The 18,453-nt window shown below is 71.0% G+C and carries 14 protein-coding genes; 1 reads left to right on the top strand and 13 read right to left on the bottom strand.

Features of this window, described 5'->3' with window-relative positions; translation table 11 throughout:
• Window positions 1–10 precede the first annotated feature (10 nt).
• Window positions 11–415, bottom strand: a complete 405-nt coding sequence (locus ACWD3I_RS01910) for a globin (RefSeq protein ID WP_365394320.1) — start codon at window positions 413–415, stop codon at window positions 11–13.
• A 138-nt stretch (window positions 416–553) separates the two neighbouring features.
• Here ACWD3I_RS01910 and ACWD3I_RS01915 point away from each other — a divergent pair, with 138 nt between their 5' ends.
• A complete protein-coding gene (locus tag ACWD3I_RS01915) occupies window positions 554–1,540 on the top strand; it encodes a methyltransferase domain-containing protein (RefSeq protein WP_365394321.1) in 987 nt (328 codons plus the stop codon).
• A 182-nt stretch (window positions 1,541–1,722) separates the two neighbouring features.
• Here the strand turns inward: ACWD3I_RS01915 and ACWD3I_RS01920 are convergent, their stop codons facing one another.
• The 12 genes from ACWD3I_RS01920 to ACWD3I_RS01975 all read right to left on the bottom strand — a co-directional run bounded on the left by ACWD3I_RS01920 (window position 1,723) and on the right by ACWD3I_RS01975 (window position 18,387).
• The gene (locus ACWD3I_RS01920) at window positions 1,723–3,411 is read right to left on the bottom strand and encodes an FHA domain-containing protein (RefSeq protein WP_365394322.1); all 1,689 of its coding nucleotides are present in this window, start codon (window positions 3,409–3,411) and stop codon (window positions 1,723–1,725) included.
• Window positions 3,412–3,469: 58 nt separating this feature from the next.
• Window positions 3,470–4,816 carry a vWA domain-containing protein gene (locus ACWD3I_RS01925; protein WP_365394323.1) on the bottom strand — a complete coding sequence of 449 codons (1,347 nt, stop codon included), beginning with the start codon at window positions 4,814–4,816 and terminating at the stop codon, window positions 3,470–3,472.
• Between the two features lie 100 nt (window positions 4,817–4,916).
• Window positions 4,917–6,269 (bottom strand): PP2C family serine/threonine-protein phosphatase, encoded by a 1,353-nt coding sequence (locus ACWD3I_RS01930; protein ID WP_365394324.1) that lies wholly within the window; start codon window positions 6,267–6,269, stop codon window positions 4,917–4,919.
• The gene (locus ACWD3I_RS01935) at window positions 6,270–8,798 is read right to left on the bottom strand and encodes a serine/threonine-protein kinase (RefSeq protein ID WP_365394325.1); all 2,529 of its coding nucleotides are present in this window, start codon (window positions 8,796–8,798) and stop codon (window positions 6,270–6,272) included.
• Window positions 8,795–10,129 (bottom strand): hypothetical protein, encoded by a 1,335-nt coding sequence (locus ACWD3I_RS01940; RefSeq protein WP_365394326.1) that lies wholly within the window; start codon window positions 10,127–10,129, stop codon window positions 8,795–8,797. The genes ACWD3I_RS01935 and ACWD3I_RS01940 overlap by 4 nt, the downstream gene beginning before the upstream one ends.
• A gap of 62 nt (window positions 10,130–10,191) precedes the next feature.
• Window positions 10,192–11,247: a glutamate ABC transporter substrate-binding protein gene (locus ACWD3I_RS01945; protein ID WP_451084022.1), complete on the bottom strand. Its 1,056-nt coding sequence runs from the start codon at window positions 11,245–11,247 to the stop codon at window positions 10,192–10,194.
• 65 nt (window positions 11,248–11,312) lie between these two features.
• On the bottom strand, window positions 11,313–12,722 hold the full coding sequence (locus ACWD3I_RS01950; protein ID WP_365394399.1) for a hypothetical protein: 1,410 nt from the start codon (window positions 12,720–12,722) through the stop codon (window positions 11,313–11,315).
• Between the two features lie 256 nt (window positions 12,723–12,978).
• Complete coding sequence (locus tag ACWD3I_RS01955) at window positions 12,979–13,950, bottom strand: N-acetylglucosamine kinase (protein ID WP_365394327.1); 972 nt, start codon at window positions 13,948–13,950, stop codon at window positions 12,979–12,981.
• Window positions 13,941–15,206, bottom strand: a complete 1,266-nt coding sequence (locus ACWD3I_RS01960; RefSeq protein WP_365394328.1) for a 6-phospho-beta-glucosidase — start codon at window positions 15,204–15,206, stop codon at window positions 13,941–13,943. The genes ACWD3I_RS01955 and ACWD3I_RS01960 overlap by 10 nt, the downstream gene beginning before the upstream one ends.
• Window positions 15,207–15,211: 5 nt before the next feature.
• Entirely contained in the window at window positions 15,212–16,105 is an 894-nt protein-coding gene (locus ACWD3I_RS01965) for a carbohydrate ABC transporter permease (RefSeq protein ID WP_365394329.1), read from the bottom strand.
• 3 nt (window positions 16,106–16,108) lie between these two features.
• Entirely contained in the window at window positions 16,109–17,050 is a 942-nt protein-coding gene (locus ACWD3I_RS01970; protein WP_365394330.1) for a carbohydrate ABC transporter permease, read from the bottom strand.
• 2 nt (window positions 17,051–17,052) lie between these two features.
• Window positions 17,053–18,387 (bottom strand): ABC transporter substrate-binding protein, encoded by a 1,335-nt coding sequence (locus ACWD3I_RS01975; protein ID WP_365394331.1) that lies wholly within the window; start codon window positions 18,385–18,387, stop codon window positions 17,053–17,055.
• Between the last annotated feature and the right edge of the window lie 66 nt (window positions 18,388–18,453).

Consider the following 18,453-nt stretch of genomic DNA (forward strand, 5'->3'; position numbering starts at 1 on the left):
ACTCAGCCGGTCAGCTCGCGGTGTTCACCATCGAGGCCGCGGCGTACGTCAGGTAGTTCCACAGCGTGTGCTCGTGCTCCTCGGACAGACCGAGCTCGTCGACGGCGACCCGCATGTGCTTCAGCCAGGCGTCGTGCGCCGCGCGGTCCACCTGGAACGGGGCGTGCCGCATCCGCAGCCGGGGGTGGCCGCGGTTCTCGCTGTACGTCGTCGGACCGCCCCAGTACTGCATGAGGAACAGCGCCAGGCGGTCCTCGGCCGGGCCCAGGTCCTCCTCGGGGTACATGGGCTTCAGGATCGGGTCCTCGGCCACACCCTCGTAGAAACGGTGGACGAGGCGGCGGAAGGTCTCCTCCCCGCCGACCTGCTCGTAGAAGGTCTGCTCCTGAAGCGTGCCGCGCGGAATCTCTTTCACCGGTCCATGGTCTCAGACGGGTGGCCCAGGACTTGAGGCCTAGGACCCCTCCCCGGACCTCCCCCGCGGGAAGCGGGAATTCCGGATCGGTCGGTTGTGGTGCTCGCTTCGGGACCCGTCCCGCAGGACAGTGGACATATGGGTGCGCATGCTCTCCACAAGGACCTGGACGTCGTCGCCGCCGAGGCGCGGGCCGCGCTGGTGAACCGGATCGACGCGAGCGGGGCGTGGGCGGACGACCCGGTGTGGCGGGGGGCCTTCGAGGCGGTGCCGCGGCATGTGTTCGTGCCGTACTACTACGTCGGCGTCATGGGCGGCCACGAGCGCCGGTGGGGCGAGAGCCCCGACCCGCGCACGCGCGAGCGCTGGGTGCGCGGCGCCTACGCCGACGCCCCGCTGGCCACCCGGATGCGCGACGGCGAGCTGGTCTCCTCCAGCAGCCAGCCCTCGCTGATGGCGATGATGCTGGCGGCACTGGAGGTCGAGGACGGAGCCCGGGTCCTGGAGATCGGTGCGGGTACCGGATACAACGCGGCCCTGCTCGCGCACCGGCTCGGCGACGACGGCCTCGTCACGACCATCGACCTGGAGCCGGAGATCACCGAGGCGGCCCGGCAGCACCTGGCCGCCGCCGGGTACCGCCCGCTCGTCGTCACCGGCGACGGCGCGCGCGGGGTGCCCGAGCGGGCCCCCTTCGACCGGATCATCGCGACCTGCACCCTGACCTCGATCCCGCAGGCCTGGCTCGCCCAGTGCGCCCCCGGCGCCCGGATCCTCGCCCCCCTCGCCACCGGCCTGGTCGCGCTGACCGTCCGGGACACGGGGCACGCCGAGGGCCGCTTCCTGCACACACCCGCCTACTTCGTGCCGCTGCGGGGCGAGGGGCGCCCGGAGCCGGAGCCCGCCCGGCTCGGCGGGGTGCCGCGCCGGGCCCGGGAGAACGAGCTGTTCCGCTTCCTGCTGGAGCTGAGCCAGGGCAGCCTCGATCCGCAGGAGGCCTACCAGCTGTGGGAGCGCGAGGGGTGGCCGCTGCGGGAGCGGTACGGGATCACGGTGAGCGGCGGACGCGAGTGGGCGTGGCTGGACGATCCGGAGGGACCGTACGCGTGGCCGCTCGGTGGCTGACATGGCGAGGGAAGCCGGCGCGGTGAGAGTGGCCGGCGGGGCGGAAGCGGCGGCTCGGTGCGGGTGGTGGGCGAGAGTGGGTGTGGCCGGACGATCGGGAGGGGCTGTACGCGTGGCCGCTCGGTGGCTGACATGGCGAAGGGGCCCGGCGCGAAATGCGCCGGGCCCCTTCGTCGTCGTGACTAGCCGCGGCGGACCGTGATCGTCGTCCAGGCGCCCACGTGTACGCGGTCGCCGTCCTGGAGCGGTACCGGGACGAAGGGCTGGATGGGCTCCTCCGCGCCGTTGACCGTCGTGCCGTTCGTCGAGTTCTGGTCGACGACCGCCCAGGTGCCGTCGGGCTGCTGGACCAGCACGGCGTGCTGGTGCGAGACGCCCGGGTCCTCCGGCGGCACCGACAGATCGATGTCGGGGGTGTCGCCGGTGGAGTGCCGGCGGCGGCCGATGGTGATCTGGTTGCCCGTGAGGGCGCGCTGCTGCTCGGGCGAGTACGCGGGCAGGTTGAGCCCCGCGGCCTCGGGACCGGAGCGCTGCATCATCGCCATGAAGTACTCGCGGTCCGGACCGATCGTCGCCGACCATGTCGCGGGCTGCTGCGGGTAGCCGGGACCGGGGCCGGGCGGGGGCTGGGTGGAGCCGGGCTGCGGGTAGCCGTAGCCGCCACCGGGACCGCCGGGTGCGGTGGAGGACGGCGGGGAGATCACCCAGTCGTCGTCACCGCCGCCGAAGCCACCGGGACCGCCGGGACCGGACGGCTGGAAGGCCGAGGGGGCGCCACCGGTCGCACCGGGGCCGGCGGGCGGCGTCGGTCCGGGAGGCGGAGGCACCGGTCGCGAGGGGTCGCCGCCGAAGGCGGAGGGGGCACCGGGGGCACCGGGTCCGCCGGGACCGTCGTAGCCGCCGGGACGGCCGGGGCCGCCAGGTCCACCAGGGCCGTCGTAGCCGCCGGGTCCGCCGGGCCGACCGGGACCGTCGTAACCGCCGGGGCGACCGGGGCCGCCAGGAGCGCCGGGTCCACCGGGACCGTCGTAGCCGCCGGGGCCACCGGGGCCACCGGGGCCACCAGGTCCACCGAAGCCGCCAGGGCCGCCGGGAGAGTTGGGGCCGTCGAAGCCTCCCTGGCCACCAGGTCCGCCGGGACCGTCGTAGCCACCAGGGCGACCGGGGCCACCGGTTCCGCCGGGACCGTTGAAACCGCCGGGTCCGCCAGGAGCGTTGGTGCTGCCGGGTCCGCCGGGGCCGTCGAAGCCACCCTGGTTGCCGGGGCCACCGGGGCCACCGGGGCCGCCGAAGCCGCCCGGACCGCCGGGCGCGCTGGTGCCACCGGGGCCGCCGAAGCCGCCCTGGTTGCCCGGGCCGCCGGGTCCGCCGAATCCTCCGGGGCCGTTCGGGCCGGGCGGCGGGGGCGGGCCTCCGGCCGGGCCGGAGGGGTCGTTGCCGAAGGGCGGGATCGGTTCGGCGGGACGGTTCATCTGGGACGGGCGGGAGCCCTGGTACTCGTACGAGTCACCGGCGCCGTACGACGAACCCTGCGGCGGTCCCTGGAAGCGGACGCCCGGGCCGGGGGCCTGCGGGCGCGGGGCGGCCGGGGTGTACGAGGTGGCCGTGTTCGTCAGGAAGTTCCACCGGCACTCCTCGCAGAACGGCGCACCGCCCTCACGGGGCGTACGGCACTGCGGGCAGAGCTCCGGCTCGTGGTCCGGGACGGCGGACAGATGCGGCGGGCGCCCACCGGGCTGACCCGGCGGCGGGAAGCCGTAACCGCCACCGGGCGGCGGCGGGGGCGGAGGTACGGCACCAGCCATGCGGTGACCGCAGACCTCGCACCAGTCGTCGGAACCCGACTGGTGTCCGTTCGGGCAGGTCGGCATGTCGGCGCGTCCCCCTCTCCTTCTCTGTCCTACCAGGGTCCTGCTAGGTCACTTCTGGTCACTTCTTTACACGAACAGTCTTTGTGGACCGCGTCTCGAGAGTCATCTCGTCCGCTTCCGCGACCTTCGCCTTCAACCGCACAGTACCTGTCGCGGCATCGACCACGTCCACCACCTTCGCAAGCAGTTTCGCAGTATCGGCGTTCCCCGAGGCGCTCGCGAGCTGAACGGCCCGGCCCAGTTTGGCCGTTGCTCCATCCATATCGCCCGCTTTGCGAAGATCGAGGCCTTGTTGGATGACTTGTGCCAGTTCGGCCTGGCCGGTGTAGTGGGCGACCTGAGGGTTGATCGACGTGGAGGCGACCATGTCGTCGGTCCACACGGCCCGTACGAGACCCTGCGCGCCCAAGTTCTGCGCGGTGCCGTCGGGTTGGGGGACGACCAGGGAGACCCGGGCGGCCAGCATCTCCTGGCCGAGGGCGGCGGCCGGGACCTCCACGCAGAGGTGGTAGTCACGGGACTCGTCTCCCCAGGAACCGGTGGGGTAGTCCCCGGCGCGCGGGCCGGCCTCGGTGCGCCGGTCGGTCAGCTCCACGACCGTGGGAGCGACCTGCTTGACGAACTTGATGGTGGTGCCGACCGGTGTCCACACCCGCAGGGAGACGTCCGCGACCTCCTTGCCCATGGCCGTCTCCATCATCTGTGTGAAGTCGGCGGCGAGACCGGCCGGGTCGGCAACGATGTCCGCGGTGCCGAGCAGGGCCGAGGCGATACCTGTGACTTCACTCACTTCCCAGTCGGTGCCCACGCCACGGGCGTCACAGGTGAAGCGTCCGGCGCAGGCGTCGAGGGAGGCCTTGAGGTCCTGCGCCGACTCGTGTTCGTTGCGGCCGTCGGTGAGCAGGATGCCGTGACGGATGGTGACGTCCGCCGAGGACAGCAGCCGGTCGGCGAGCCGCAGCCAGGTACCGATGGCGGTGCCGCCGCCCGCGCTGAGCTTGCGCAGGGCCTGCTTGGCCTGGTCACGGGTGGTGCTGTCGGCGACCGCGAGCCGGCCCCCGCCCGGATACACCTCCTTGGCCACGTGCGTGCCGCCGATCACCGCGAAGTGCACCCCGTCGCGCAGGGTGTCGATGGCGGCGGCGGTGGCGTCCCGGGCGTTGCGCATCTTGGTCGGCGGATAGTCCATCGACCCCGAACAGTCGACCATGATCGCCACGGCCGCGTCCGGCCCCTGCCCCGGTGTGAACAGATGCGGTGCCGCGACGGCGCTGCCGATCGTGCCGCCACCGGTCGCGGTCACCGTGACGATGCCGTTGACCTCGCGGGCGCCTTCCGGCAGGTACTCGTTCTGGTACACGTCCATCGAGAACTGCGGCACGTTGGACTTCGAGAAATTGGCCATGCCTGCTGAATCCCCCTCGCAGACCCCACGGTTGTCGTGAGGTGATGACTGTGTGCGGACCGGTCCCCTCCGATCCGCTGAGACGTCCCCGAAATCGGCCTCAGGCCGATCCTGCCCCCTGCGACGGGGCGGGGAACGGGACGAGGGCCACTGTTACGTTGTCGTGGCCCCCGCCGTCCAGAGCGTGACCGACGAGCACCTGTGCGCTGTGCAGCGGGCGCACCGCCGCGTCGAGCGGTACGGCCTCGGCCATCTCCTGCGCCGCCTCGGCGTAGTTCCACAGTCCGTCGGTGCACACCACCACTACACCCGCACGGTCCGGCTTGAAGGAAGCGGTGTGCGGCTCCAGTTCGTACGCGTCCGCGCCGAGCCAGCCGGTGATCGCGTGGGCGCGCTCGTCGGCGTAGGCCTCCGCCTCGTTCATCAGACCCGCGGCGACCATCTGCGCGGCCCATGAGTCGTCCTCGGTGAGCCGGGCCGGCAGCGAGCTGCGGTCGACCGGGACCCAGTAGGCGCGGCTGTCGCCGACCCAGCCGACGACCAGCAGCCCGGACGTCACGATCGCGCCGACGATCGTGCAGGCCGGGGCGTTCTGGTGCGGGGCGTGCTCACGGGCCGTGGCCGGTTCCGCGGCCAACGAGTTGACCGCGCGCGAGGCGGCGACGATCGCGTCGTGCATGGCCTGCTGCGGGTGGGTGCCGCGTGGCAGGGCGGCGAGCAGCGACTCGCTCGCCGCGCGGGACGCGGCCAGGGAGGCGTCGTCGGGGCGGGTCGCCGAGGAGACGCCGTCGCAGACGATCGCCATGGCGGCGGGCCGGCCGTCGGGCAGGGTCGCGTTGCCGATGGCGAACGCGTCCTCGTTGCGGTGGTGGCGCAGGCCCCGGTCGCTGACGGCGGCGATCGGGCCGGACTCCTGCTCCATGTGGTCGCGTTCGCGCGGCTGGGCGTGGCCGCAGTTCTCGCAGTAGCCGTCGTGGTCGACCCGTCCCGCACGGCAGGCGACGCACACCTTGACACCTTCCGCAGGGGTCGGCGTCTCCTGGGCGACGCGCGGGTCGGGAGCCTGGAGCGGGTACTCGTCCGGCTCCGGCGGGCGGTCGAAGCGCACGCCGGTGACGGGGGAGACCGGGGAACCGGTGGGCGGGAGCTCATGGGCACCCGCCGCGGGCACGGCCGGCAGCTCACGGCCGCCGGAGTCGGTGCCCGCCAGGTCCGTCGGCAGATGGGTGGCCGGCGGGGTGTCGGAACCGGCCGGCTCGGAGGCGACCGGCCAGGGGACCCCCTCGGCCGGACCCGAGCCGTTGACGACGAGCGTCGGATCGTCGTCGGGCGGGGCGGGTACGGCGGACAGGTCGTATCCGCACGCACCACAGAAACGGTCACCCGACTCGAGGGGTTCCTCGCAGATCGGGCACCTGGACAGGGCGATCGGCTGGGGCATCTGCGACATCAACTACACCCACGTCCGGGGGCGGTAACGATTGGCACGTTCCACCAGGTCGATCCTCTCCTCGCCGCCTCGGGCCAGCCGGGCCAGCGTGCGGTACGAACGCTCCAGGCCGAAGCGGAGTCCCCGCTCGTCCAGTTCGCTGCCGAGCAGTACCCGGCGTGCGGACGGTGCGGCGCCCTGGCCACCGGAGAGTATCCAGTCCAGTGCGGAGCCGAGGACTTCCGCGGACAACTGCTCCCGGCGCGCCGGATCCAGCCCGTACGCGTCCAGCGCCTCGACCTGCCCCGCGGCCGCGGTCAGGTCGTCCAGGAACGGTACGTCACCGGCGGCCGCCGTGCGTCCGCGCAGTCGCGCCCGTACGGCGGCCACGCGGGCGGCCGTGTAATGGATGGACGACTCCGGCACCGACTCCAGTGTCCGTACGGCGCCGGTGCGGTCCCCGCTCGCGAGCTGGACGCGGGCCAGACCGAAGGCGGTGCTGACGTAGCTGGGGTCGGTCGACCACACGAGACGGTAGTACTCGGCCGCGTTGTCGAGTTGTCCCAGCACCTCCGCGCACAGGCCGAGCGCCAGCTTCGGCGCGGGCTCGCCCGGGAAGGCGTCGTAGATCGCGTCGAAGGCGAGCGCGGCGGCCTCGTGATCGCCGGTGACGAGCGAGGCGACACCGCGGTACCAGACCACCCGCCAGTCGTCCGGCCGCTCCTCCTCCAGCCGCCGCAGGGCCTCCAGCGCGGTGTGGGCGTCCCCGTTCTCCAGCCACGCCCGGATCTGCCGCAGCCGCGTCTCGACGGAGGGCGCGGGCGCGGCACCGAGCGCCCCCAGCAGCTCGGCGGCCGCGGTGGCCATGAGCCCGGCGAGGAACCCGGCGTTGGGATCGGAGGGGTCGACCCGGGGAACAGGCAGGGCCAGCGCCGCGGCCGGTGTCCCCACCGTCTTGACGAGGGACTCGGTGCTGCCGAGCGTCGGGATGACCCCGCCGCCGGCCGAGAGCTGCGGAAGGGGAGCAGGGGCACGACGGCGGGTGACGACCACCCGCGCCCCCAACCGGGACACCTCGCCGTCCAGCTTCGGGAACAACTCCGCGTCCGTCACCCGCAGTTCGGGACCGAACAGCGTCGACAGCGCGGGCCGGGCGCGCCCCGTCTGAAGGGACACGACCTCCCGCAGTACGCCCGTCAGCTGCTCGGCCATCTCCTGCGCGGAGGCGAACCGGCGGGCCGGGTCCGGGTCGGTCGCGCGGACCAGCAGCCGGTAGAAGGACTCGTACTGGCGGAAGACCTCGATGTTGTCGGGGTCCGGCAGCGAGTCCACGAAGACGTTCGTGTAGCCCTGGAAGTCGAAGGCCAGGACCGCCAGCGTCCGCGCCACCGTGTACAGGTCGGACGCCACCGACGGGCCGACCTCCGCCACCTCAGGAGCCTGGTAGCCCACCGTGCCGTAGATGGCCGACTCGTCGTCGTCCATCCTGCGCACCGCGCCCATGTCGATGAGCTTGAGCTGGTCCTCGGTCTGGATGGCGTTGTCGACCTTGAAGTCGCAGTACAGCAGGTTGCGGCTGTGCAGATGACCGAGGGCCTCCAAGGCCTCGATGCCGTATGCGCAGGCCTGCTCCACCGGCAGCGGGTCGCGCTTGCCGGCAGGGGTGCGGCGGTCGTTGGCGATCTCCTTGAGCGACTTGCCGCCGACGTACTCCATGACGATGTAGCCGTCGAGCGAGCCGGTGCGCTGGTCGAGGTGCTCGACGAAGTTGTAGATCCGCACGATGTTGGAGTGCTCGATCTCCGCGAGGAAGCGCCGCTCGGAGATGGCGGCGGCCATCGCGTCCTGGTCACCGGTGTCCAGCAGGCCCTTCAGTACCACCCAGCGGTCGGACACCGCGCGGTCCACCGCGAGATAGACCCAGCCCAGACCGCCGTGCGCCAGACAGCCCACGACTTCGTACTGGCCGTGCACGATGTCACCGGCGTTGAGCTTCGGGACGAAGGAGTACGGGTTCCCGCACTTCGTGCAGAAGCCCTCGGTGCGGCCCTGGCGCTCCCCGCGGGAGCGGCCCACCTGCGCCCCGCAGTCCGAGCGGGAGCAGAACCGCTTGCGCTCGGGGACCTCCGGGTTCTCCAGGACCATCGCGCGCGGGTCGGGCCGCGGCACGTCCGGGACCTGGACCAGACCCACGCCGAGCCGGCCGCGGGCGCTGGTGTTGGTGCTGGATCCGGAGCTGCGCACCGACACCGAGCGGCCCGTCGTACGCCCCGACAGGGCGCGCGAGAGGCGTCCCGACACCGAGCGCCGGGACTTCGACGACTGCGACGACGTACGGGAACTGGTGCGGCTGCTGCCGCGCGAACTGCTGCTGCCCGAACCGCGGGAGCCCTTGCCGCCGCCGGTGATGCCGGTCGGCGGGGAACCCACCATGCCCTTCGACGACACCACCGGTGCGAGACCGCAGGTGTCGCAGTACAGTTCGCCGCCGCCCACGTCCTCGTACGATCCGCCGCAGCCGGGCCGCTGACAGGTCTGCTGTGCCTCACTCATGACTGGGCCTCCCCCCTACGGTCCTCGGGCCCGCTCTGCTCCGGCACCCGCGGGGTGCGGAACAGGTCGGCTGCCGCCTGCTGGTAGCGCAGGACGGCCTGTTCGGCGACGCGCAGATCGCAGGGCGCGCTCCACAGCATGCGGCGCGCCGCGTCGTACCGCTCGATGAGGAACGGATCCTCGGCGAGGCCGTGCCGGGCGACCTTCGCCTTGTACGCGTCGAGGCGGCCACGCAGCTCCGCGCGGACCGCCAGCGGCTGGGTGACCGCGGTCAACGACTCGCGGGCACGCAGCAGTTCGTCCTCCGCCTTCTGCTCCAGGGACTCCAGAAGCGGCGAGAGGCGGTGCCACTGGGCCTGTCTGCGGTACTCGGCGGCCGTCGCCAGCTGCTCCTGCAGCACGGTCGGCGGTCCGCTGACGACCGGCACCTCCGTGGCGGCGATCTTCGCCAGCACCTCGCCGCGCGCGATGCGGGCCTCGGCGAGCGTACGGTCCGCACGGGACAGCACGTCACGCAGCTTGACCAGGCGCTGCTCGGCGTCCTGACGGACCGTCAGGACCGCGTCGATCTCCCGGCGCACGTCCTCCAGGGCGCGCGCCTCACGGTCGTACACCGTGGTGTCGGGCCGGCCGCCGCCCGGTGCCGAACTCCCCTGCGTCGGCAGCCAGTACGCCAGCGGGTCCGACACCACCTGCTCACGCAGATGCGTCAGCGTGCGCGTGATGCGCTCCAGGTCGTCGCCGGCCGGGTGCTCGCCCGGGCGGACGCCGACGGAGTGCGCGAGCCTGCGGGTGCGCTGGAGCTCCGCGGCCAGTAAATCTATGCGCGCGGGCAGCGCCGACCACACCGCGTCGGAGGCGACGACCATGTCGAGGCTCGTCGCGTACAGCTCGTTCATCCGGTCGACGAGTGCGACCAGGCTGAACTGCTCGCTCAGCTTCCCCGAATTGCCGTGCAGGGTCGGTGCGTTGGCCGTCGCCGTGGCGCTGCCGGCCACCGTGACCGACTCGCCGCGCAGCAGCTCCGTCAGCTCCGCCAGGTCGCCCTGGCTGGACCAGCGGCGGCGGGACCTGATCTCCCGGGCGCTGCGCAACGCGTCCGTGTACGCGTCGAAGTACGCCCACAGCAGCGTGATCGACGCATCCGCGGACGTCCAGCGGTCCTTGGTGACACCCGTGAGCGCGGCGCCCTCGAGCAGTCTGCGGCCCGAGTGGTCCTGCAGGGCGAGGAGTGAGGTCTCGATCGCCTCGTACTCCGCGCCGAGCCGCGCCAGCGCACGGTCCACCTCGTCCCGGTCCATCACCGGCCCGGGGGGTCCCGTGACGCCCATCGATCACCTCTCGCTGCTGGGTTGTCGGGGTTGGGTTCGTGTTGTGGGTGGTTCGCTCCGCGTCAGCTCTTGCGCAGGTACTCCGGAGCCGGCGGCTCGGACTTCGCCGAGTCCGTGCCCAGTGTCGCCGACAGCCACTTGTCGTACGACGCCTGCCAGCCGTTCGCGGTGTCCTTGCGGTAGTCCACCAGGATCTGGTTGACCCGGCGTACCAGATCGTCGGCGTCGAGCTTCATCGCCACGCCGTAGTACTCGGTGGTGAAGGGGGCTTCGCCCTTGAGCTCGACCGTCGGGTCCTGCGCGGCCTGGCTCGCGGCGAGTGCGCCGTCGGTGACCACGGCGTCGACCTCACCGAGCTGGATCCGCACCAGGCAGTCGAGCTGGTTGGGGACGACGGTGGAGGTGATGTCGGTGGTCCTGGGGAGCTTTCCGGCCTTCTGGCGCTGGGTCAGCTCGGAGTTGGCCGTCGAACCCGCCGCCGTGCAGACCTTCTTGTCGGCGAGGGTGTCGTCGGGGCCGGTGATCGGTGAGGACTTGGGGGCGAGGACCTGCTGGCCCGTCTTGAAGTACGGGGCGGAGAAGGCGACATCGTCCAGCCGGTCACAGTTGATGGTCATGGTGCGGACCACCATGTCGACCCGGCCCTCCTGGATCGCCGGGATGCGCTGGTTGGTGGGGATCGCCTTGAACTGCACGGCGTTCGGGTCACCGAGGATCTCCTGGGCGATCCGGTGCACCAGGTCGATGTCGAAGCCCTCCAGCGTGTTGCCGCCCTCGTCGTTGTTGGGGTCGCGGTAGCCCCAGCGGTAGCTGTTCTGGTCGACGCCGACGATCAGCTTGCGCTTCTCGCCCTCGCGGGCCTTGATCTTCTTGATGGTGTCGCCGTCAGCGCCCGACGGGGACAGCGTCTGCTTCTCCGGGGCCTTCTTGATCTGCGGGTCGTCGCAGGGTTCGGTCTCGGCCTTCGCCTGGACGCCGTGGGCCACGCCCGGGCCGCCGGTGCTCTCGCCCTCGCCGGACGGCTGGGTCAGCGGCAGCAGCAGGGCGAAGGCGACCGCGAGGGCGCAGACGACCGCCATCGCGGCGACCCCGCCCCAGCCCTTCAGACCGGTCCCCAGTGCTCGCACACGTCGTGGACGTCGTGCCTTCGGTGCGTGCGGTGCCCGCATCGGCTTGCCCCCTCTCACCGGTACTCCGACAGCCTGCGGCCGATGCCGAGGACCGCGCCGGCCGCGCCCAGGACGGCGAGCACCGCGGCGCCCACCGGGAGCCCCGTCATCGCGCCCAGGCCGTCGCCGGCCGACTGCTCGAACTCGGCCTCCTCGTGCGCGAGCGCCTTGGCGAGGTTGTCGTCGACGCTGTCGAAGCACTCGCCCGTCGCGCCCTTGGCGCCGATGACCAGGTCCAGGGCCTGTTCGTAGTTGCCGAACTCGTCCTGTTCACGGGCCGCGGCGTGCCGCTCCTTCCACACCTTCATATTGCCCTCGGCGGTGGTGACCGGCTGCTTGCCGGAGCCGTCGTCGGCGAGCTTCGCCGCCTCCGTCAGGCCCTTGCCGAGGATGTCCATGTCGGTCTGGAAGTCGTCGTCGTAGGCGTCCACGGTGACTTCTTCACCCTTGGCGTTCTTGACCGTCTTCGTCTCGGCGCCGCGGGCCACCAGGGTCAGGTTCTCGTTGCCCCGCGCCTTGAGAGAGGCGATGCGGGCGTCGTGCAGCACGTTGAGCGAGCGGACGCCGTGGTCGTAGGAGTCGTTCAGGCCCGCGCGTGCGACGCTGTGACCTACGACGAGCCACAGCATGACGACCGTCGCGGTGGCCGTCGCGGCCACCAGACCGTGGTTCATGAGTCGGTTGGTGCGCTGGTAGTTGCGGTGCTGGGCCCAGCCGAGCGCGGCCAGTGCGAGGACGCCGAGGCCTATCGCGGCCCAGGGGTAGGGCGTCGCGTCGGCGTAGTCGGCGCGCAGCCGCTGGTTCTCCTTCTTGTACAGGTCCTCGGCCGCCGGGAGCATGTCGTTCTGCATCGTCTCGTTGGCGAAGCGCAGCCAGGCGCCGCCGACGGGGAAGCCCTGGCGGTTGTTGGTCCGCGCGCGCTCCACGTAGCCCTTGTACTGCGGCAGCAGACGGTTGAGCTCGGAGACGGTCGCGGCGGCGGCGGAGCCGGGGTCGGAGTTCGCGGCGGCCTTGACGAGGCCGGCCGCGGCCCGGTCGATGTCCTTCTCGTAGCGGTCGCGGGACTCGGCCGTCTCCTGGCCGCCCGCCAGGAAGTTGCTGGAGGCGGTGGTGTTGGCGTCGGCGAGGCTGCGGTAGATGTCGGCGGCGGCGCTGCTGAGCGGCTGGCTCTTGTTGAGGACGTCGTCGGCGGCCGCCGCGCGGTCCGTCATCTGCCAGGCGGTGACCGCGCCGAAGGCCACGACGAGGGCGGCGAGGAAGGCGCCGATGATGCGCAGCCGGCCGGGTTCGGTGGTGGCCGCGGCGCGCAGGTGGTCGACGCCCTCGGCGAACGCGGTGCGACGGGGCTCCGGCGGTGGGGCGGGCGTGGGGGTGCCGCCGGGTGAGCCGTTGGAATGCGTCTGCTGTGGTGGTACCGCCGGCATGGTGGGCATGCCTGGTACCGGTGGTGGCGCCGCGCTGCTTTTGGGCGGGTGTGTCACTGTTGACCTCCCCCGTGGTCATCCGTCGCCGCAAGTATCGCTGCCGGGACCGACATCCGCACCGGCCTTCACTGGATCTTGATCGGATTGCAGCGCGGTGCGCGGGTTTCCGGCATTGCTCGGCGCCCCGCACCACCCCCTGCCCATTCACACGCGGGGGGAATCTGTTCGGTTCCAGGTTCGGGTTTCGGGGGCGATGTCAGGCGTCGTAGTACCTCCGTACACGGGTCTGTGCCGCCACGGTCGCCCCCAGCCCGTCCAGGCCGAGCAGGGCCGCTCCCAGCACCGGGCTCGCCGTCACCACCTGCGGTACGGCCTTGGGGGCTCGGGACGCCAGCAGGTCCCGTATGCCGTCGTCCAGTTGGGGATGGCGTGCCGCCAGGATGCCTCCGCCCAGCAGTACCGGGGTCTCCTCCTCCAGCAGGTCCAGGCGGGTCAGGGCCACCGCGGCCATCGTCGCCACCTCCTCTGCCAGGCGGTCCACCAGGGCGCGGGCCACCGGGTCGCCGTCCGCCGCCGTGGTGAACAGGACCGGGGTGAGTTCGTGGCGGCGGGTCGGTTCGATGTGCTCCAGGTGGAGGGCCTCGACGAGGGCGAGCATGGTGTCGTGGCCGAAGTGGGACGGCAGGGTGCGGGAGAGGGCCGTCGGCTCCCCTCGGCCGTCCTCTGCCCTCGCCGCGTGCCACAGGGCCTCCTCGGCCAGGCCCCAGCCGCCGCCCCAGTCGCCGGAGATACGGCCCAGCGCCGGGAAACGGGCGGTGCGGCCGTCGGGACGCATGCCCACGCAGTTGATGCCGGCACCGCAGACGACCGCCACACCGCGGGGTTCGGTGACACCTGCCCGCAGGATGGCGAAGGTGTCGTTGCGGACCTCCACCGTCGTTCCCCACGCACGGGCGTGCAGGGCCGTGGCCAACTGCTCCTCCTCGACCGGGAAGTCGGCGTTCGCCAGACAGGCCGACACACGGTCCACCGAGGTGATCCCGGCCGCCGTGAAGGCCTCGGCCACGGCTTCGGCGAGTGCGTCCACCGCGGCCCGCACCCCCACCGCCGGTGGCCGGAAGCCCCCGCCGCGCGCGGTGGCCAGGACGGTTCCGTCGGCCGTCACGACCGCGACGTCGGTCTTGCTGTTGCCCGCGTCTATGGCGAGGACACGTGCGGTCATGCCCACGCGAGATGCTCCCGGTTGTGTGCGACCAGTCGGTCGGTGAGGTCTTCCGCGTACTCGTACTGGCCGATCAGGGGGTGGGAGAGCAGGGCGCGGAAGACACGGTCGCGGCCGCCGTGCAGGGCCGCCTCCAGGGCCAGGTCCTCGTAGGCCGTCACCGCGGCCGTCAGGCCCGCGAAGAGGGGGTCCACGGTCTGTACCGGCAGTGGGGTCGGGCCCGTCCGGCCCACCGCCGCCTGCACCTCGATCACCGCGTCGTCGGGGAGGAAGGGCAGCGTGCCGTGGTTGTAGGTGTTCACCACCTGGTACGGGCTTCCGGTGCCGGTGAGCAGGCCTGCCGCCAGGTCCACCGCCGCCTCCGAGTAGAAGGCGCCGCCCCGCCGGGAGAGCAGCTCCGGCTTCTCGTCCAGTGCGGGGTCGGCGTACAGGCGGAGCAACTCCTGTTCCATCGCGGCCACTTCGGCCGCCCGGGAGGGCTTGGTCCGCAGTTCTCGTACGACCTCGTCGTGTGCGTAGAAGTAGCGCAGGTAGTACGACGGGACCACGCCGAGGCGGTCCAGGAGCGCGCGGGGCAGATGCAGATCGGTCGCGATCGCCTCGCCGTGCTCGGTCAGCAGGTCGGGCAGTACGTCCTTGCCCTCGGGGCCGCCCAGGCGTACGCCCGTCTCCCAGGTGAGGTGGTTGAGGCCCACGTGGCCGAGGAAGATCTCCGGCGGCGCCACGTCGAGCAGGGCCGCGAACTTGCGCTGGAAGCCGATCGCCACGTTGCACAGACCCACCGCCTTGTGGCCGGCCTGGAGGAGGGCCCGGGTGACGATGCCCACCGGGTTGGTGAAGTCGATGATCCAGGCGTCCGGGTTCGTACGGCGGACCCGTTCCGCGATGTCCAGGACCACCGGGACCGTGCGCAGCGCCTTGGCGAGACCGCCCGCGCCGGTGGTCTCCTGGCCCACGCAGCCGCACTCCAGCGGCCATGTCTCGTCCTGTCGGCGGGCCGCCTGGCCGCCGACGCGGAGCTGGAGGAGCACCGCGTCGGCGCCGTCCACGCCCGCGTCGAGGTCGGACGTCGTCACGATCCGGCCCGGGTGGCCCTGCCGCGCGAAGATACGGCGGGCCAGGGCGCCCACCAGCTCCAGACGGTCCGTCGACGGGTCGACCAGGACCAGTTCCTCGATGGGGAGGGTGTCCCGCAACCGGGCGAAGCCGTCGATGAGTTCGGGTGTGTAGGTCGAGCCTCCGCCGACCACGGTGAGTTTCATGGTCATCAACCCTTTACTCCGGTGAGCGTGACACCCTCCACGAACGCCTTCTGAGCGAAGAAGAACACGAGGATCACGGGGGCCATGACCAGTACGGTCGCGGCCATGGTCAGGTTCCAGTCGGTGTGGTGGGCGCCCTTGAAGGACTCCAGGCCGTAACTCAGCGTCCAGGCACCCGGGTTCTCCGAGGCGTAGATCTGGGGGCCGAAGTAGTCGTTCCAGGCGTTGAAGAACTGGAAGAGGGCCACCGCGGCGATTCCCGGCTTGGCCATGGGGAGGACGACCCTCAGCAGGGTGCGCAGGTCTCCGCAGCCGTCCACCTTGGCCGCGTCCAGATACTCGTTGGGGATCGTCATCAGGAACTGGCGCAGCAGGAAGATCGAGAAGGCGTCCCCGAAGGCCAGCGGGATGATCATCGGCCACAGGGTGCCGGAGAGGTCCAGCTGCTTCGCCCAGAACAGGTACATCGGGATGACGACCACCTGCGGCGGCAGCATCATCATCGAGATCACCAGCATCAGGGAGAGGTTGCGGCCCCGGAAGCGGAACTTGGCGAGCGCGTACGCCACCGGGATCGACGACACGACCACGAGGACGGTGCCGAGTCCGGCGTACAGGAGCGTGTTCTTCCACCAGGTCAGAAAGCCCGGGGTGTCGAAGACCTTGCGGTAGTTGGCCCACTCCCAGGTGTGCGGGATCAGGTCCCGGCTCAGGGCCTGGTCGTCGCTCATGAGCGAGGTCAGGAAGACGAACACGAAGGGGAGCGTGAAGAACAGGGCCGCGGCGATGCCCAGGGAGTGGATCGCGATCCATTCCAGGAGCGCCTTGCGGCGGGCCGTGCGTTCGGCGGGGGAGGCCGGAACCTTCAACTCCGTCGGCCTGTCCAGTACTTGGGTCATCTGTCAGTCACCTGCCTGGATGAGACCGCCGCGGCGCCGCATCAGGAACGCGGTGAAGGCCATGGAGAGGGCGAAGAGGACGAGGGCCACGACACAGGCCGAGCCGTAGTCGAAGCGCTGGAAGCCCAGGTTGTAGACGAGTTGGGGGAGCGTCAGGGTCGACTTGTCCGGGTAGCCGGGCTCGAACATGGTGCCCGCGCCCTGGATCACACCCGAGGCGACCTTTCCGGCGACCAGCGGCTGGGTGTAGCACTGCATCGCCGCGATCACCCCGGTGACCACCGCGAACATGATGATCGGCGAGATGTTGGGGATCGTGACGAACCGGAAGCGCTGCCAGGCCGACGCCCCGTCCAGCTCCGCCGCCTCGTACTGCTCCTTCGGTACGTCGAGCAGCGCGGCCATGAAGATGACCATCAGGTCGCCCACCCCCCACAGGAACAGCAGGGTGAGGGCCGGCTTGGACCAGCTCGGGTCGTTGAACCAGCCCGGGGCCGGGATGCCGATCTTCTCCAGCATCGAGTTGACCGGGCCCGTACCGGGGTTGAGAAGGAAGGCGAAGGCCATCGTGGCCGCGACCGGCGGGGCCAGGTAGGGCAGGTAGAAGAGGGTGCGGAAGACACCCGTACCGGTCTTGATCTTGGTGATGAGGAGTCCGATGCCGAGTCCGAAGAGGACCCGCAGGGTCACCGTGATGACCACCAGCCAGAGGGTGTTGCGCAGGGCGGGCCAGAAGTAGGGGTAGCTCTCGAAGACGTAGGTCCAGTTCTTCGTCCCGCTCCAGGTCGGCGGCTTGAAGCCGTCGTAGTGCATGAAGGAGAAGTAGAGCGTCGAGATCATCGGGTACGCGAAGAAGACCGTGAAACCGATCAGCCAGGGCGACATGAAGGCGGCGGTGCGAAGCGCCGAACGGCGGCGCTTCGACCTCAACGTGTTGGTGCTCATCGCTACTTCGCCTGCGCGATGTCCGTGTCGATCTGCTTGGCCGCGGCGGCCAGACCTGCCTTGAGGTCCTTGGTCCTGCCGCTCTCGTACTCGTAGCCGAAGTTCTGGATCGTGGTGAGGTACACGCCGCCGTTGAGGGAGGCGGGGCTCGTCGTGGAGTCCGGGTTCGCCGCGATCTCCAGGAACGTCTTGAAGCGCGGGTCGTACTTCAGCTTGGGGGACTTCAGGGCGGCCAGCGTGGAGGGCACGTTGTGGATGGCGTTGGAGAAGTTCACCACCGCGTCCGTGTCCGTGGTGATGTACTTGACCAGTTCCCAGGCCGCGTTCTGCTTCTTGCTGGTGGCGGCGATACCGGTGATCGTGCCGGTGATGTAGCCCTTGCCGTACTGGTCGGCCTGGTCGTCGGGGACGGGCAGCGGGGCGACGCCGATCTCGAAGTCGGGCTTGGCCTCCAGGGCCATGCCGAGGCGCCATTCACCGTCCAGCTGCATGGCCACCTGGCCGGTGTGGAAGGGGTGCTTGGGGCCCCATTCGTCGCCGAGCTTGGAGCGGTACTTCTCCAGCTTCTGGTAGCCGCCGAGGTCGTCGACCAGCTTCTTCTGGAGGGTGAAGGCGGAGGACACGGCCGGGTCCGTCGCGACCGTCGACTTGCCGCTCTTGTCGAAGTACGTGGGGGAGAACTGGCCCATGTAGTGCTCGGTCGTGGTCTCCCAGCCGTGGTAGTTCGGCATGAAGCCGAGCTGCTTGTAGCTGTCGCCCTGAGCGATCGTCAGCTTCTTGGCGTCGGCCTCGAACTCGGACCACGTCTTGGGCGGACTGCTGATGCCCGCCTTCTCGAACGCGGTCTTGTTGTAGTAGAGGCCGTACGCGTCACCGAGCAGGGGGGCCGTGCAGCGGTTGCCCTCGAACTGGGTGTACTCGTTCATCGCCGACGGGAACGTCTTGGCCGGGTCGATGCCGGACTTCTCGAAGAACGGGTTGAGGTCGACCAGGGCACCGGAGGAGCAGAACTTGCCGACGGCGTTGGTGGTGAAGGACGACATCACGTCGGGCGCCTTGGAACCGCCCGCGCGCAGCGCCTGGTTGATCTTGTCGTCCGTCATGTTGCCGACGACGTTGACGTGGATGTTGGGGTGCGCCTTCTCGAAGCCGGCGATCAGGGACTTGACCGCCTTGACCTCGGCGGGCGCGCTCCAGGCGTGCCAGAAGTTGAGGGTCGTCTGCTTCGAGGCGTCGTCGTCGGCGCCGGAGCTCGACTGGCCGGTACAGGCGGAGGTGGTGAGAAGGGCCACGGAGGCGATCAGGGCAAAAGCCGTTATTCGGGCGCGCTTGGGCATGGCGAGGTCTCCCTGGGGCGGGGAATGGGTGAGAGGGCTCTGACGAGAGGGGGGTTACCGGGGGCG

The sequence above is a fragment of the Streptomyces sp. NPDC002817 genome (assembly GCF_053592055.1).